Genomic DNA, 15,321 nt, shown 5'->3' with positions numbered 1-15,321 from the left:
CCTGTCTGTAAATACCGTTCAATTTTTTTAAATTAAACTACGTGTAACCATTCTTATGAAGTTAGATAATGCGGACTCTTTGAGCATCAAAACCAAGATATGGATCGAAAATGACCAGAATGATTTACATTTTGGGAAGGGGAAAACAGAAATTCTTGAACGAATAGAGGTGGATGGTTCCATTGCCAGGGCTGCTGAAAATATGGGTATGAACTATAAAAAAGCATGGACTCATATTAAGACCCTGCAGCAAAATGTTTCGGACGAGTTGGTGATTAGTCAAAAGGGACGGGGCAGTGGCGGCGGAACAACCCTGACCCCAAAGGCCAAAGAGCTTATCCGTAATTATCGTCTTCTCCAGGCAGAGGTCGAGGAGTTTGCCAATAAGCGTTTTGCGGAACTTTTTTTACAGAAGTAGTTCGACTCTCTAACTCTTTGCTCCATTCCTGCCCACTGAAGGTGAAAAAGGCAGAACTGCAGCCGAGAAAAATTACCTGTATTCTGCGCTATCGGCTGCAATTCTGTGTCCTGAAATCTTCTTGCAACTACTCTATTTTGCCACTCTGCTTCAGTTGCTTGTAATATGAGCTGTGAAGATACATCACCTCATCATGTTCCTTGTAGCCATTTATGATGCTGTGTATTGCCCCTTTTATCGCAAAGAGGGACATATAGGCGTGGGTGAAAAAGAAGGCGGTAATGAGAAGAGCAAGTCCATTATGGACAAGGACAGAAATTCGCAGCAGGTCAATCTGAGATAGTCCTAAACTGCTGGCTATACCATAGTTGAAATCCTGCAAATACATGGCGGCTCCGGTGCCGATCATAATAAGGCCACCCACCGTTGCCATCCAAAACCACATCTTCTGCCCGGCATTAAATTTACCTGCGGGGATCTCCTTTATCTCTTTACTGAGATAGCCACCGAGGATCAAAACCCATTTGATATCATCGGCTGTTGGCAGCATCTCACGGACCCAAAATAAAAACATTGGAATCAGGGAGAGAAGAAAAATAAGGGTGGCAATGCCGTGTAGATGTCTGGCGCCTGCCACCAGGGGACCTCCACCCAGATACTTTGCAAAGACGATCATTAATCCGCTTGGAATAAGAATGATAAAGGCCACCGCTGCCAGCAGGTGGACGATTCTTTGCATGGCAGGGAAGATATAGATTTTTTTTCCAGCATGGGAGAATATTTTCGGGCCAAAGATAAGGTAATGGCCGAGAAAGAGAGCTGGCACGCCTATGATAGTGGCGAGGAAAATTTTTGAAAAATAGACACCTTGCAAGAAGGTGAACCATGGGCCTAGATGTAGTGACTGTTCTTGCCCATAACCGAGGATGTTCGGAATTATCATCGTCCCCCAAATTTGGCTATCAGCTGCATATGCAGCTGATGCCAAAGATAGGGTAGTGATGATAGAAATCAGAAATTTCTTTATCACTTTTATGCTCCTTTACCTCTGGAACTGACTCTTTTTCGGTAAATATTAGAGACTTCCTCGGCGTCACCAACCAATAGGGCATTGGTTGCACAAACCGCAGCACAGATGGGCACCTTGCCCTCTGCTATCCGGTTTTGCCCATAAAGCTGTCGCTCTTTTTCACTATTTGTTTCGACGGGACCTCCTGCACACATGGTGCATTTATCCATGGCGCCTTTTGTGCCAAAGGCTCCGTCCCGGGGAAACTGGGGTGCGCCGAAGGGACATGCGTAGAGACAGTAGCCACAGCCGATACATTTTTCCTTATCATGGAGGACTATGCCATCTTCCCTGATATAGAAACAGTCAACGGGACATACCTTTTGGCAGGGAGCGTCGGCACAGTGCATGCAGGCAATTGAGGTGGAAATCTCCTTTCCCTCAATACCTTCAAATAGGGTGATAACCTTCCTGCGGCTTATGCCAACGGGGAGGTCATGTGCTTCGGCGCAGGCGACACTGCAGCCAAAGCACTCAATACAGCGATCGCTGTCGCAAAAAGACTTCATTCGAGCTTGTTCACTACTCATTATGCACTCCTCCTTATGCTTTTTCTATGCGACATAATCCTGCATTAAACTCAGGAATTTGCGATACAATATCGAAACCGTAATTGGTGATTGTGTTTGAACTTTCACCAATGCTATAAGGTTTTGTGCCCTCCGGGTAGTTCTGGCTCATATCGACACCCTGCATCATGCCGGCGAAGTTATATGGCAGGGCAATTCTGTCGGGGGTGACACTGAAGTTATACTGGGCCTTAACCTTGATCTTGGTGCCCTGAGGTGCATGGAGCCACATCATATCGCCATCACGAAGGCCGTATTCCAAGGCGAGATCAGGATGGATATTGGCAAACATCTCCGGAGTTATATGTGAGAGGTATTTGCTTGTTCTCTCCAACATTCCCGCCCCGCTCAGGTTTACCACCCTCATTGTCACCAGCATGGTGGGGAAGTCTTTTACCCAGTCTTGAGCCTGCTGTTCTGATTTAAAGCGGACATCGACCCTGAAGTTATTGGTTTGATCCTCGTAGGTAGGATACTTCTCTACCAGATCAGGTCTTGGCGAGTGGATCGGTTCCCGGTGTTTGGGGATAGGATCGGGGAAGGTCCAGACAATTGTCCGTGCCCTGGCATTACCATAGGGGGCGACGCCGGCAGCCCGACATTTTTCCTGGATAATACCACTGAAATCCACCTTCCAGTTTTTACCCATCTTTGATTTTTCGTCAGCTGTAAGCTGGATGCTGAGCACCTCTTCGATGTTGTCCCTGCTGATTTCAGGATATCCACCCGGTACCTTGGAACCCTTGACGGTAACTGCATCACCTGCAAGTTGACTTACGCCCTCATGCTCAAGGCCAAATCTGTTTCTAAATCCCATGCCGCCTTCATTGACCGGGGTGTCAACGTCATAGAGGACGGGGCTGCCTGGATGTTTCTCATCCCAGCAGGGCCATGGAAGCCCGTAATATTGGCCCTTCATGGGGCCGCGACCTGCAAGGGTGAGTGGGTCGAACATGTGCCAGTTTTCCTGATGTTCGCGCAGTCTCTTGGCTGTCCAGCCACCAAGGCCGATTGTCTTCACAATCCGTGCTATCTCACCCGAGGCATCATCGGGCCAGACAAAGTCTTTTTTCACTTGGGTAAGAACGCCGTCCTTAATGCCCATTTTCATTGCCCGAGTGTACTCGTCGTAAAAGCCGAACTTTTTGGCAAAGGCAAACATCACCTCGTGATCGGGTTTGCTTTCATAGAGGGGCTCGACAACCTTGCTTCGCCATTGAGAGGTTCTATTGGTTGCTGTAACACTTCCCTCGGTTTCAAACTGGGTGGCAACGGGGAGTATATAGATATTATCTTTTTTATTGGTGATGACTGCAGCTTCGTTGACAAAGGGTTCGGCGATAACCAAGAGATCCAGCTTGTCCAAGGCCTCCTGGATTTTTGCCGTCTGGGCCATGGAGGTGATACCGTTACCCTGTACCCATAGCGCCCTGATGGGGCTTGATGAGTAGGTCTTCTCCTCCTGGAGGACGCCCTGCCACCATTTTGCCAGTGAGAAACCCTTGGCAGGCATCCATTCGGGCGCGGCAAATCTGTCCTCAAGCCATTTGAAATCGACTCCCCAACCCTTGGCAAAGTACTTCCAGGAGCCGGTGGACAAACCGTAGTAGCCCGGTAGACTGTCGGCCAGGCAACACATATCCGTTGAACCCTGAACATTGTCATGGCCGCGAATGATATTGCAACCACCACCCTTCTTGCCCATATTTCCCAGTACTAACTGGAGGATAGGGATGATTCTGGTGTTGGAGGTGCCTGTGCTGTGTTGGGTAATACCAAGGGCCCAGACAACGGTGGTGGGTTTGGTCTTTGCAAGGATTGTTGCTACCTGAATGATCTGTGCGGCAGGGATACCTGTGACATTGGAGGTCTCTTCCGGCGTCCACTTGGCCGCCTCTTCCTTAATGTCTTCAATGCCGTAGACCCTGCTTTCAAGAAAGCTTTTATCTTCCCAACCATTTTTAAAGATTATGTGCAGTAATCCATAAACAAAGGCCACATCGGTGCCCGAGCGAATGCGTAAATAGTGATCAGCCTTGGCTGCAGTTTTTGTATAGACAGGATCGACTACGATAAGAGGAGCCGCGTTGCGATCTTTAGCCTGTAAGAAATGTTTCATGCCAATAGGGTTTGCTGCAGCGGGGTTTGCCCCGATAATCAGCATAGCCTTTGAATGTTCTACAACATCACCAAAATGATTTGTCATAGCACCGTAACCCCACGTGTTCGCCACACCGGCGACTGTTGCGGAGTGTCAGATACGGGCTACGTGGTCGATATTATTCGTACCCCACATGGCGGCAAATTTTCTAAAATAGAAGGCCTGTTGCAGATTGAATTTAGCCGAGCCAAGAAACATCGCCACATCCGGGCCATTTTCTTTGCGTAATGCCAGCATTTTATCTGAGATTTCATTAACAGCCTGCTCCCAGCTAATCCTTTTCCACTCTCCATTAACCTTCTTGAGGGGATGTTTCAGGCGTTGCTTGCTTTTGATCAGATCAATCTGATCAATACCCTTACAGCAGTGACTGCCTTCACTTATAGGGTTGTCCTGAGCAACATCCTGACGAACCCAGACTCCGTTTTGCACTTCTGCTATAATTCCGCAACCGGCAGAGCAGATACTACAGACTGTCTTGACCAGCTTTGAGCCGGGAAAGGGATTTTTTATCTCTTCGTCGGTTGCAGGGCGGATGGTATCGGTGGCGGCAAGTGCCGATGTGGCGCTCATCCCGGCCCCGATAGCCGCAAGCTTTAAAAAAGATCTCCGACCAATCTTTGCTGACATATTATTAAGTGTTTCTTTTATCATAATATCCTCCTCTTAGTACGATGACTTGTAGTAAATATCCCAATTCGCTGTTTTCTTGTAGAGAATTTCTTTTTTGGGAGATGTTCCTGTTACGACTCCATTTGAGCTTGTTGCGTTCTGGCTTTTATCACTCGCAAGGCCTGTCTTGGCAGCTAAAAAAGTTGTAACTCCCACGACACCTGCTCCCAGTGTCGTTTTTAGGAAATCTCTTCTCTCCTCATGCATACTTTCTCCTATTGTTTGACGTGTGATCCTCTCTTTTAATATGCAGAAAATGCATATTATCGGCCGAAAAAAAACAAAAGAGTAGATACTGTAAAGGTCGTTTTTAAGTGTTTTGTGCGCAGGTCATGGATCTCTGCTTATCTCTTATGATTCTGACTAGATGCTGCTGAATTCATCGTGGTTTCTCTTCACCATCTCTCTTGCAGCTTTTTTCTCTTTTCCGAGTTTTATATTGGGCTTGGCCAATCTGCTGGCATCAACTATGGCCGGTGCATTGATATCAAAAAAGAGTCGTTCAATATCGGCGAACGATTTCAGAATAATGGCTACTTGCCCGTATATATGGCTATTCTCGTGTTCAGCCAATCTCTGGCAGAGTGGGTTCAGCATATCGTTTAAGATGTCTTTAAAAATGTTTTTGCCCAGGCACTGAGAGTGTTTTTCTCCCTGCAGTTCGTCGTAGATGAGCTTTTGCATGAAGAGGCAAATGAATTCGATATGATCTTCATTCTCTTTATATTCATCACTATTTCTTCTGAACTTTGATTGCAGCACGTAGTTCATCATCTCTACCCGTTTTTTCCCATCATCCCTCTCCTCAGAATAGTAGGATGCGGTCATGGGCGTAAACGATGTTGTTGGGCTAAAAAACACCATATCATTTTCATTTTTTAAACCTGAGTAGCCACCGCTCTCTAAGCTTTCTTTCAGCAGGGTGAGTGCTACACCTGTCTGGTCATCGATGGGGGCATTGCTCAATCTATCAACGGAGTGAACAATGTTTTTGAAATGATCTTCGCTCATGTTGAAGGCAAAAAGTGATGCGAACAGGCCATAGTATACTGTGCGTGCTTTATTGATAGAATTGAGATCCATGGGTAGCGCCTCTTGTTGTATATGTGTTCTCTTTGCTGAAAAGATTAATCCTGTCTGAGCAGGGTGCCCGTCCGTGAGGAGTTTCTCTTCAGGCGTAAGTTGCCTCTGGTCCCTGTCAGCTGTCTATCGATAGGGATTCGAGCATTATCTTTGCCTTGCAATGGGAACAGCAGGAGAGAGTTTTGATCCTTAGGGGGTCATTGGCAAAGAGAGGGGTCATGATTTTTATGATTTTTGCAATTGATTTTGCCGGGGCAAAACCTATGCCACACTCCACACATTGGAAAATTTCATCATGGGCAAGAACATTATCCCTAAAATATTCGGGGGTGAGTGAGAGTTGATCGGGGAGAAGGTGTAGGCAGTCATTCTCGGGACAGGTGAGCTGGCAAGATCCGCACTGGGTACATATCGATGGATTGTATCTCAGGGTATTGTCTTCAGGATGCGCTGTTAGCGCCCCTACATTGCAGACATCAGCACAGCTCAGGCAGAGTGTCAGCTCTCCTGGTTTAAGGAGAGGGTCCCATAATGAATATGAGGACCCGTGCTCAGGGTGCCCAGATCATTATCTCCCACCAGGTGGGCAAGGCGAAGGGAAAATATCTCTCTTTTTTTGGGTGCGACAACATCAAGCTGAAAGATACTGCCTGCAAGGGGAGATGTCTCCTGCATTGCTTGCTCAAGTTCTTTAGCATCGTGGCAGAGACATATGGCTGGTCGCTGGTATTTGCTCTGAAAGATAGCGTTGACGAGCTGGACGATCTCTTTTGTTACCTCTGAGGGCTGATCTGTGTAGATAATAATGGGTCTGCCGCTTGTCTGGATCAGGGTAAGCAGATGACTCTCATCTAAAAAGCCCGCTGTTTTAATGGCAAAGGGGAGAACATCTTTTTTCAGCGGTAGGCGGATCCTTTCAAGATCACTCCCTTCGGGAAGAAGCAGGGCGGTTTTTTCTCTATAGAAGAGGCAGATATCCTTGAAAGAGGCCCTCGGCATCTGGGCGTAGCTTAATGCTCCGGATGGGCAGATGCTTATACACTGTCCACAGGCCTGACAGTCTATGGCAGAAAAGAGTAAGTCTCCATTGCGGTGGACGATGCCATTTGTTGGGCATATATCAGCACATTTATGGCAGGATGCTCCCCGTTTAAGGGTGTCCAGGCAGATGGAAGAGTTATGCTTTATATAGTTTAAAAATGGATAGGCGCCACAGTTCTCACTTACCTTTCTGATAAGTCCTTCAAGGCTGAAACTTTTGGGATCATATACGCCGCTTATGGCAGAGCTGTATTGGGGGGCGTCGAACCAGATGATCTGGTCAGTTTGGCTCTGAGTACAGTCTTTTGCCTGTTGGCAGCTAATGGTGAGCTTGCCGATATGGCCCTGAATAGAAATGTCTGCTGGGGAGAGGGTGCTGATGGTGAATCCGTGGGCCTGAAGTGCCTCATTGAGCTTGGCCTGTTCTCCTTGGCTAATGATAGTTATTCTCTTGCCTATCTCAACTGAGTGTTCGATTGTTTGGTCGTAATCAAGGGCTGTTGATCTGGCCTTATAGAGTTCCTTTATATTATGGATCTTCTCCTGAAGTTCATCTTCGCTATTTTCAAAGTAGAAGTTGATCTCGGCGGCGTATATTTCAGAAAGAGATTCTTTGCTGTTTGAGATGAGATACTTTTTCTTGGTGTCAGTTGCAGAGAGATCAAAATTTTCACCCAAGTCGAGTTCAACTGTTTTGTTATAGCTGAAAAGATATTCTTTAACCATATTCTCTATCCTGAATTTTATAATGTGAGTTGTCTGTGCTGCCAAGAGTGGTACCGGTCAATATTTTTCATCTCTCTATGCAGCCTTGTTGTTCCTCTTCCTCATTAAGTGCTTTGACTTCTGCTCTTTTGTTGTCTGTCTGAAGTAGTTAGGCCAATATAACAGGAAGTTTTTAAATATGCAAACTTTGCATATTTGAAAAACATTGAAATGTCAATGTGTTATTCATGGTTAATATGGGTCTGTTATTTCTTCTGAGGAGTGTTTCCCTGTAAACTAAAATTTGATTTCTGCAGGGCATAATGGGGCAGAGGATTTTAGTACCTGTCCTGCCGTTCTGTAGTTCATCCCAGCTCTGTTGCTTTTGGTTATTTAAGGTTCTTTAGATGCCGTAGAACCCAACCTGTAACTCCTGTTTATCTTCTTGTTATTACTAATATAAATTGTGTTTATTTTCTTTTGTGGTATTTTTCCTCTGGCTATTTTCGGGTAAGTCGGTTCCTGCCTTATGGAGTGGTCATAGTGAGAAATAAAGAAAGTAAAAGGAGAGAGGAAATGAAGAGAAGTATGCTGCTGAAGACATCCGTTCTTTGTCTTGGCTTTGCCGGATTGACTCAGCTTGCCTTTGCAGGGCAGGTAACGACAGATGAGAGTAATGTTTTTACCCTGGGCGAAATTGTTGTAGGGGATAGTTCCCGTGTTCAGGATGTTGCCATTAATAATACGGTAACTGCGGAAGAGATAGAGAGTCTTGGTGCCACCACTGCCGCCGAGGCCTTGGCCTTTGTGCCTGGGGTGAATCTTGTCCAAACCACCAAGGGCACTTCAAATATTACCATTCAGGGTTTTCAGCAAAAGGATATCCTGGTCCTCATTGATGGCGTGCCTTATTATGAGACCAAAAATGGCCCGCTTGATCTGCAGCAGATTCCTGCAAGTATTATCGGTAAGATAGAGGTGATCAAGGGTGCCTCCTCCGTCCTCTATGGTCCCAATGCCATGGGTGGTGTGGTCAATATTATTACTAAGAAGGGGGTGGAGGGTTTTGCCGGCTCTGCGCGGGTAGAGCTGGGACGTGATGGTTATAATCGTGAGGTGGCTAGCCTCAACTATGGCGCTGAGAATGGCTTTTCGGTACTGGGTACCGTGGATTACAGGCGTCGTGATGCCCTTCGTTTTTCCGATAGTTATCAACCGGTGGCAACTAAGATAAAAGGTGATCCAACTGGTCGCCCAAACCCTCGGGTAATTGACGATGGTGGTAAGAAGAATAACTCCGAGCTTGAATCACTGAGTCTCTGGACCCGTCTGGGCTATGCCCCCACCGATGAGGCCGAGGTCTATGCCAGTCTCTATCACTATGAGCTGGAGCGTGGTCGCCTCTTTAGTGACAGTTATAATAAGGTGAAGGGGGCTTTTTCCACCTTTGCTCGTTATGACAGCTATCGGGATATGGGAGTGGATCTGGGTGGTAGGGTACAGACCAATGACTGGCTGGCCCTCCGCACCATGGCCTTTTATCACAATCATAAGGACGATTGTAGCTTCTATGAGAGTGAAAACTTGGCAAATAAGCTGGCAACCAGCACCTGGGACGACGACTCCTATGGGGTTTCCATTTTTTCTGATATGGACCTCAATCGTTTTGGCGACCTGACCCTGACGGCCCAGTACCGAGAGGATAAGCATAAGGATCGCCATGAGAAGATAGACCCCTATAAGCACTCAAAGTCAGATACCTTTACCCTGGCCGGGCAAGAGACCATCTCCTGGGGCCCTCTCTCCACCGTGCTTGGAGTTGGCTGGAACCATTTTGATGTCTCTGAAATTGCCGGTAATGATGATGGTTATGATAGCGATAGTATCGATCCCATGCTGGGGCTGACCTGGACAGGAGAGAGTGGCCTGCGTCTCTTTGGTTCCGTGGCCAAGAAGACCCGCTTCCCCACCTTTTCCGACATGCAAGATAAAAGTGGTAAGGTTTATGTGCTTGATCCCGAGAAGAATATCAACTACACCGCCGGTGCCGAGTACCTCTTCTTTGACAGGACCAATGTCACCCTCTCTGCCTTTTATAACGATGTCGAGGATGGGATTGATACTGTGATGATAGCAGGAAATAAGACCCCCACCAACATAGATTCGGCAAAAATCTATGGTATCGAGTTAAGCACCGACACTGAGATTACCGAGCGGGTAAATCTGGGAATTGACTATACCTGGACCCATGCCCGTAATGACTCGGCCGATAGGCGCTCCGATTACCTTGAAGATACCCCTGAGCATGCCATTGGCACTAAGATCAGTTACCAGGTGCCCATGATCGAGGCAAAATTCACCCTGCATGGCCTGTGGAAAATAGATAATTATATTTTGGTCGGTGATGGGGAAAATGTCGCAGAGGATAGCTTTGTGCTTGATCTCTCTCTGCTTAAAGATTTTGATAATGGCTTTACCGCTGGAGCCTATATTAATAACCTGCTCGATGCTGATTATTATGAGGGTAATGGTATGGCATCCAATGGTTTTAACTTCAAATTTATTGTGCAGTACGCATTCTAATATTTAAGCAACAGGTAAGCAGAGAAGGGCCTTTTTGGGGCCTTGCTCTGCTTCAGCCGTGAGGACAGCATGAAAAAAATATTTTTCCTAGTTCTTTGCCTCCTGCCTTTTACGACCTCTGCCATGGCAAGTACTGTCACCGTAACCGACCAGGTTGGTCGTCGGGTAACTATCCCCCAACCGGTAAAACGGGTGGTAACTACCTTTCTTCCTGCCACGGTTTTTGCCCTCTGTGTCGGCCTTGAGGATACCCTTGTTGCTGCCACCAGTAAGGATATGAGTCTCTCCATCTACAAGGCTCTGGTTCATAAAAAAGATGTGCCTCTTCTGGTGGGAAGCAGATCCTCTGGTCTCAATCTTGAGACTATTATCTCTTTGCATCCAGATCTGGTCATCATGTATGGGCAAAAGGATGGGGTGCGTCTTGCCAATCGGCTTACTGCCCTGGGAATTCCCACAATTGTAATTTCGCCGGAGACCATGGCTGATATGCAGGAAACCCTGCAGCTCATTGGCCGGGCCTCGGGACGGGATGAGCAGAGTACTTGGGTTGTTGCTGCCATGACCCATATTCAGTCGATATTGACCGAGCGGCTGGCAGGGTTGGCAAGGCCCGAGGTTTACTATACCATTAATCCTCTCCTGCGAACTTCCTCGGGCAATATGCTCCAAGATGAAATTATCGAGCTTGCCGGGGGCCATAACGTCAGCCATGATACCAGGGGGTTTTTTATCTCAATAACCCGCGAACAGCTCATTGCCTGGAACCCTGAGGCCATACTCTGTAGCGATCGGCTCACCGATAAAGGTATGGCTCGCCTGCAGTCACCACAATTTTCCTCTCTTGCCGCCGTTAAAAACGAGCAGGTTTTTCGTTTTCCCCGAGATACCTATTGGGATTTTCCCTCTCCGCTCTCCATGGCCGGGGTGCTCTGGCTTGCTCATCGTCTGCATCCGGAGGCCTTTGTCGGTATTGATGTGCAGGCCGAGATAGATGCCTACTATGATATTGTTTTTGGCGAGGGCTTTAGTGCGGGACATCCCCATGTTGTTGGTCGAGGCTCACGGTGAAGAATCCTATGTCGAATAAAATTGATGAAAAAAGGGTGTATCTCATCCTTTTTTCCCTTCTGGCTCTGTTGATCCTCCTCTCGGCCTGTATTGGCCGAATGCCTCTGGCTGTCTCGGAGGTGTTTTGGGCGGTGGCAAAATTTCCTTCCCTGCTGTGGACGGTCTTGCAGGGAGATTATGGTTCCCTTACGGAATCTGAAAGGGTCCTGTTTCTTATCCGTTTTCCCCGCATGGTTTTGGCCCTCGCGGTCGGCTGTGGCCTTTCGGTTTCTGGTGCTGTCTACCAGGGGCTTTTTCGTAATCCACTGGTCTCTCCCGATATCCTTGGGGTGGCCGCTGGTTGCACTCTAGGGGCTGCTATTGGCTTGCTGCTCCCGGGTTCCAGCTTTGCCGTGGTCCGTCTCCTCTCCTTTATCATGGGCCTGTTGGCCGTGAGCCTTGCCCTTGGTCTTGCCAGGGCCGTGCCCACCTCAAAGATACTGGTTCTGGTTCTCAGCGGTATCATTATTGGCTCCCTCTTTCACGCCTGTTTGATGATTGTCAAAATCGTGGCCGACCCCTATGGCGAACTGCCGGCCATTGTCTTTTGGACCATGGGTTCTCTCTCTGGAGCCTCCTGGCAGGATACCCTGCAGATAGTACCTATCATTGCCTGCGGTTATCTTATTTTCCATATATTTCGCTATAGATTGAATGTTCTCTCTTTAGGAGATGGTCAGGCCAAGGCCCTTGGGGTCAATCCTCGTGGTCTTCGCCTTTTCCTTATAGCCGTGAGTTCACTGATGATTGCGGTCTGTGTCTCCTCCTGTGGGCAGATTGCCTGGGTGGGGCTTGTCGTCCCCCATATTGTCCGTACCTGTTTAGGGCCTAATCATCGTTTGGTGGTGCCCTGTTCCGCCCTTCTGGGTGCTATTTTTCTTTTGGGGGCAGATGATATTGCCCGCTCTGCCATGAGCTGTGAATTGCCTCTGGGGGTGATTACCTCCCTGATCGGTGGGCCCATCTTTGCCTGGCTGCTTTATAAAAATCAAAATAGGGGGTGGGTATGAGCAGGCAGAACTCTTTAAAGGTGGAGAGGCAGGTCCTTCTTGACTGTCAAAATCTCTCCTTCTCCTATGGCGATAAGGCCATTCTTTCCGGGGTTTCCCTCCAGTTTGAGGGTGGGTGTTTTGTTGCCCTTTTGGGAAAAAATGGTGCAGGCAAGAGTACCCTGCTCCGCTGTCTCTGTGGTCTTGATAGCTCTGAATCAGATCATCTTAGCCTGAAAGGCGTTGATCTGGTGAAGATGAAACGCGCTGAGATTGCCCGGCATATTAGTTTTGTCCCCCAGGAGCATGATGAGATGTTTCCCTTTTCTGTTCTTGATGTGGTGGTTATGGGGCGTACGGTTTTTCTGGGTGTCTTTGGTCGGCCTAAGCAGTTTGATTATGATTATGCCAGCCAGACCCTTGAGGAGTTGGGTTGTTTGTATCTCGCTGAGAGGGTCTATACCACCCTCTCGGGGGGAGAAAAGCAGTTGGTTCTTCTGGCCCGGGCCCTGGTCCAGACCCGGGAGATAATTTTTCTTGATGAACCGACCAATCATCTGGATTACAAGAACCGTTATCATATGCTCTTGACCCTGAAGAATCTCTGTCAGAAACATGGGACCTGTGTTGTTGCCTGTCTGCATGATCCAAATCATGCCCTGCTCTTTGCCGATGAGGTGATCATGCTTGAGGATGGCAAGGTCATGTGTCAGGGGAAAACAGCAGAGGTGGTGACCGGTAAGGCCATCAGTCGCCTCTACGGCATTGCCTCCTCGCACTCCTCTTCTCAGGGGCTGTCCACGGTTCAACCCTGTTTTTCTCAGCCTGCCTTTGCCGGTAGGGTTCTTTTGTTGGTGGGAACCAGTGGTGATGGCAAAACCACGATTCTGCAAAGACTCGTGGCCCAGAATAGATCGCGAAGGATGGCTGGTGTTCTTTGTCCCGGTAGCTGGAAGGATGGTAAGCGTTATAGCAGCGAAATCGTTGATATTCAGAGCGGTGAGTCCACCCTCTTTGCCCAAAGAGAGAGGAGCGCTGGTCCTGATTTGGGCTCATTTGTCTTTTATGACGAGGGGCAGGCATTGGCCCGCCGGGCCTTGGATTTTAGTGAAGAAGATCAACAGGAGTGTATCCTCATCGATGAGGTCGGCCCCTTGGAATTACATGGTGGCGGCTATGCACCCAGTATTCCTCCTCTACTTGCCTTGACCGGGGTAAGGCATATTTGGGCGGTGCGACCGACCATTGTCGAGCAGGTAAAGAGCAGATGGATGTTGGTTGAGCCGATCATTGTTAATGCCTCCGATGATGGGGCCTTGGCGCAGTTGCAGAAATTTTTAGAAACCGAGGGGTAGTTTATGGCCTTTTATCATAGTATGGCCCTGGTCACGGCGGCAATTGCCCTGTTGGCAATGCTGGCCTCTTTTTTTCATTACCGTTACGGTGTGATCTTCTGGGCTGCTCTGGTCCTCTCCTCCCTGGTGCAATTGGCGGATTATTTTTTTACCATGGGGATCTATTCCCTCTCGGGGATTGTGCCAACCTGCGCTATAGCGGCCCTGTTCCTCAGTATCTGTCAACTCTTTACCTGCGGCAGAGATCGTTGCACCTCTTCCTGTCGGCCCCTATGGAGTGGGCTCTTTGTTGCTCTTCTTGCCCTCTTGACCCTTCTTGCCGAGCCTGTCCCGCATGACTCTTTTATGATGACCTATCTCTTTGCCATGGCCTTCTTTCTTTCTCGTCCCCTCTGTCTGGGGCTGACCTGCTATGCCGTAGCCGGAGGCCTTGACTCCTTGCTGCGAGGGGGGGATAGAAGGATTGCCCATATCAGCCGAGATGCGGCCCTGCTCGCCACCATTGTCTTTTTGGTGGGGGAAATATTTGGCAGTTATTGGAGCTTTGTCGGTTGGGGGACAACCTGGCGTTGGACGGGAAATTTTTACTCCTCTTCCATGCTCTTTGTCCTCTATATGCTTGCCCTCCATATTCCCCGCAGGTTTTTTTCAAGTCATCGTGCCCATGCCGTGGCCTTTGTTCTGCCACTTATTCTGGTGCTTCTTTTCATGGTTTTGTCCAAGGTGGTGTCTCTATGAAAGAGTTCTTTTTCTCCCTGCGGGCGGCATACTGTTTTCTTGCAGGTCTTGTCCTGGTTTTTTTCGCAGGCTCTCTGCTCACAGGAATTACCAGTATAGATAGGGTCTTTCGGCGTATGAATGTCCTCTCCTTTGCTGACCTGCCCGCTCATCTGAGCAGTCATCCTCTGGTGATTTTTTGGATTTTCTTGCTGTTCTTTTTCGGGGCCGGCCTCTTTGTCAATACCCTCTGCTGTACCTATAGGCAGTTGCCTTATTTGAAAAAAAAGGGTGGGGCCGGGGCCCGACAGAGGCGCGGTATGACCTATATTCATCTGGTGGTCATCCTTGTCATAGCCTGTCACGCCATTGATATTGTTCTTGTTGAACGCCATCTGTCCAAGAAAATATTGCCCATGCAGACCATCGCTATGGGAGATTATCAGCTGAGACTTGACGGGGTTGACTATATTACCGATCGCACCTTTATTACCGAGAATGCAGGCGGACGGGTGAGAAAGACTGTGACCATTCCTAAGGCATCTTTTTCCACTGAGGGCAATAGGGCGGAGGTAAGTCTCTACCGGGATGGCCTGCTCTTGAAGCGGGGCACCCTGCGTATGTTTTCCCCACTCTATTATAAGGGCACATTTTTTTTCCTGGACGGTTTCTTTATTGGCCATGGGCAAAGCTCGGTAGGTGTTTTGCTCCACTATGCCTTTAATCCCCTGGTCCGGCCGTTTTTTCTTATTTACATCCTGCTCTTTACCCTTTTGTTTCGGCAGTTTTACCAGAATCGTTACCGGTCTTGCAGGGAAACCTGTGAGGACTGCGAAGCTTAAATTATTT

14 protein-coding genes are annotated in these 15,321 nt (G+C 48.2%); 7 read left to right on the top strand and 7 right to left on the bottom strand.

From position 1 onward, the window contains the following. Positions 1-55 precede the first annotated feature (55 nt). Entirely contained in the window at positions 56-418 is a 363-nt protein-coding gene (locus DP_RS15135; RefSeq protein ID WP_011190230.1) for a winged helix-turn-helix domain-containing protein, read from the top strand. Between the two features lie 127 nt (positions 419-545). Here the strand turns inward: DP_RS15135 and DP_RS15130 are convergent, their stop codons facing one another. The 7 genes from DP_RS15130 to DP_RS15100 all read right to left on the bottom strand — a co-directional run bounded on the left by DP_RS15130 (position 546) and on the right by DP_RS15100 (position 7,739). Continuing rightward, on the bottom strand, positions 546-1,448 hold the full coding sequence (locus DP_RS15130; RefSeq protein ID WP_011190229.1) for a formate dehydrogenase subunit gamma: 903 nt from the start codon (positions 1,446-1,448) through the stop codon (positions 546-548). A gap of 2 nt (positions 1,449-1,450) precedes the next feature. After that, positions 1,451-2,017: a formate dehydrogenase FDH3 subunit beta gene (gene fdh3B / locus DP_RS15125; RefSeq protein WP_011190228.1), complete on the bottom strand. Its 567-nt coding sequence runs from the start codon at positions 2,015-2,017 to the stop codon at positions 1,451-1,453. Positions 2,018-2,030: 13 nt separating this feature from the next. Next, positions 2,031-4,871: a formate dehydrogenase subunit alpha gene (locus DP_RS15120; protein ID WP_011190227.1), complete on the bottom strand. Its 2,841-nt coding sequence runs from the start codon at positions 4,869-4,871 to the stop codon at positions 2,031-2,033. Between the two features lie 12 nt (positions 4,872-4,883). Further along, positions 4,884-5,096: a twin-arginine translocation signal domain-containing protein gene (locus DP_RS15110; RefSeq protein ID WP_011190226.1), complete on the bottom strand. Its 213-nt coding sequence runs from the start codon at positions 5,094-5,096 to the stop codon at positions 4,884-4,886. A gap of 156 nt (positions 5,097-5,252) precedes the next feature. Next, complete coding sequence (locus tag DP_RS15105) at positions 5,253-5,972, bottom strand: TorD/DmsD family molecular chaperone (RefSeq protein WP_011190225.1); 720 nt, start codon at positions 5,970-5,972, stop codon at positions 5,253-5,255. Positions 5,973-6,087: 115 nt separating this feature from the next. Continuing rightward, on the bottom strand, positions 6,088-6,462 hold the full coding sequence (locus DP_RS19325; RefSeq protein ID WP_407637904.1) for a 4Fe-4S dicluster domain-containing protein: 375 nt from the start codon (positions 6,460-6,462) through the stop codon (positions 6,088-6,090). Between the two features lie 8 nt (positions 6,463-6,470). Beyond that, positions 6,471-7,739, bottom strand: a complete 1,269-nt coding sequence (locus DP_RS15100; protein ID WP_011190223.1) for a ferredoxin — start codon at positions 7,737-7,739, stop codon at positions 6,471-6,473. Positions 7,740-8,294: 555 nt separating this feature from the next. Here DP_RS15100 and DP_RS15095 point away from each other — a divergent pair. The 6 genes from DP_RS15095 to DP_RS15070 all read left to right on the top strand — a co-directional run bounded on the left by DP_RS15095 (position 8,295) and on the right by DP_RS15070 (position 15,314). Then, positions 8,295-10,301 (top strand): TonB-dependent receptor plug domain-containing protein, encoded by a 2,007-nt coding sequence (locus tag DP_RS15095; protein WP_011190222.1) that lies wholly within the window; start codon positions 8,295-8,297, stop codon positions 10,299-10,301. A 69-nt stretch (positions 10,302-10,370) separates the two neighbouring features. Next, on the top strand, positions 10,371-11,372 hold the full coding sequence (locus DP_RS15090) for an ABC transporter substrate-binding protein (RefSeq protein WP_041278096.1): 1,002 nt from the start codon (positions 10,371-10,373) through the stop codon (positions 11,370-11,372). Positions 11,373-11,380: 8 nt separating this feature from the next. Beyond that, the gene (locus tag DP_RS15085) at positions 11,381-12,421 is read left to right on the top strand and encodes a FecCD family ABC transporter permease (RefSeq protein WP_011190220.1); all 1,041 of its coding nucleotides are present in this window, start codon (positions 11,381-11,383) and stop codon (positions 12,419-12,421) included. Beyond that, positions 12,418-13,755: an ATP-binding cassette domain-containing protein gene (locus DP_RS15080; RefSeq protein WP_049785127.1), complete on the top strand. Its 1,338-nt coding sequence runs from the start codon at positions 12,418-12,420 to the stop codon at positions 13,753-13,755. Before DP_RS15085 ends, DP_RS15080 begins: the two co-directional genes overlap by 4 nt. Before the next feature lie 3 nt (positions 13,756-13,758). Then, positions 13,759-14,493, top strand: a complete 735-nt coding sequence (locus DP_RS17155; protein ID WP_011190218.1) for a hypothetical protein — start codon at positions 13,759-13,761, stop codon at positions 14,491-14,493. Then, positions 14,490-15,314 (top strand): hypothetical protein, encoded by an 825-nt coding sequence (locus tag DP_RS15070; protein WP_011190217.1) that lies wholly within the window; start codon positions 14,490-14,492, stop codon positions 15,312-15,314. Before DP_RS17155 ends, DP_RS15070 begins: the two co-directional genes overlap by 4 nt. Positions 15,315-15,321 lie beyond the last annotated feature (7 nt).

It is taken from the genome of Desulfotalea psychrophila LSv54 (genome assembly GCF_000025945.1).
Lineage (GTDB): Bacteria > Desulfobacterota > Desulfobulbia > Desulfobulbales > Desulfocapsaceae > Desulfotalea > Desulfotalea psychrophila.
The sequence above is the reverse complement of the archived record's forward strand: the minus strand, read 5'-3'. Positions and strand labels throughout refer to the sequence as shown.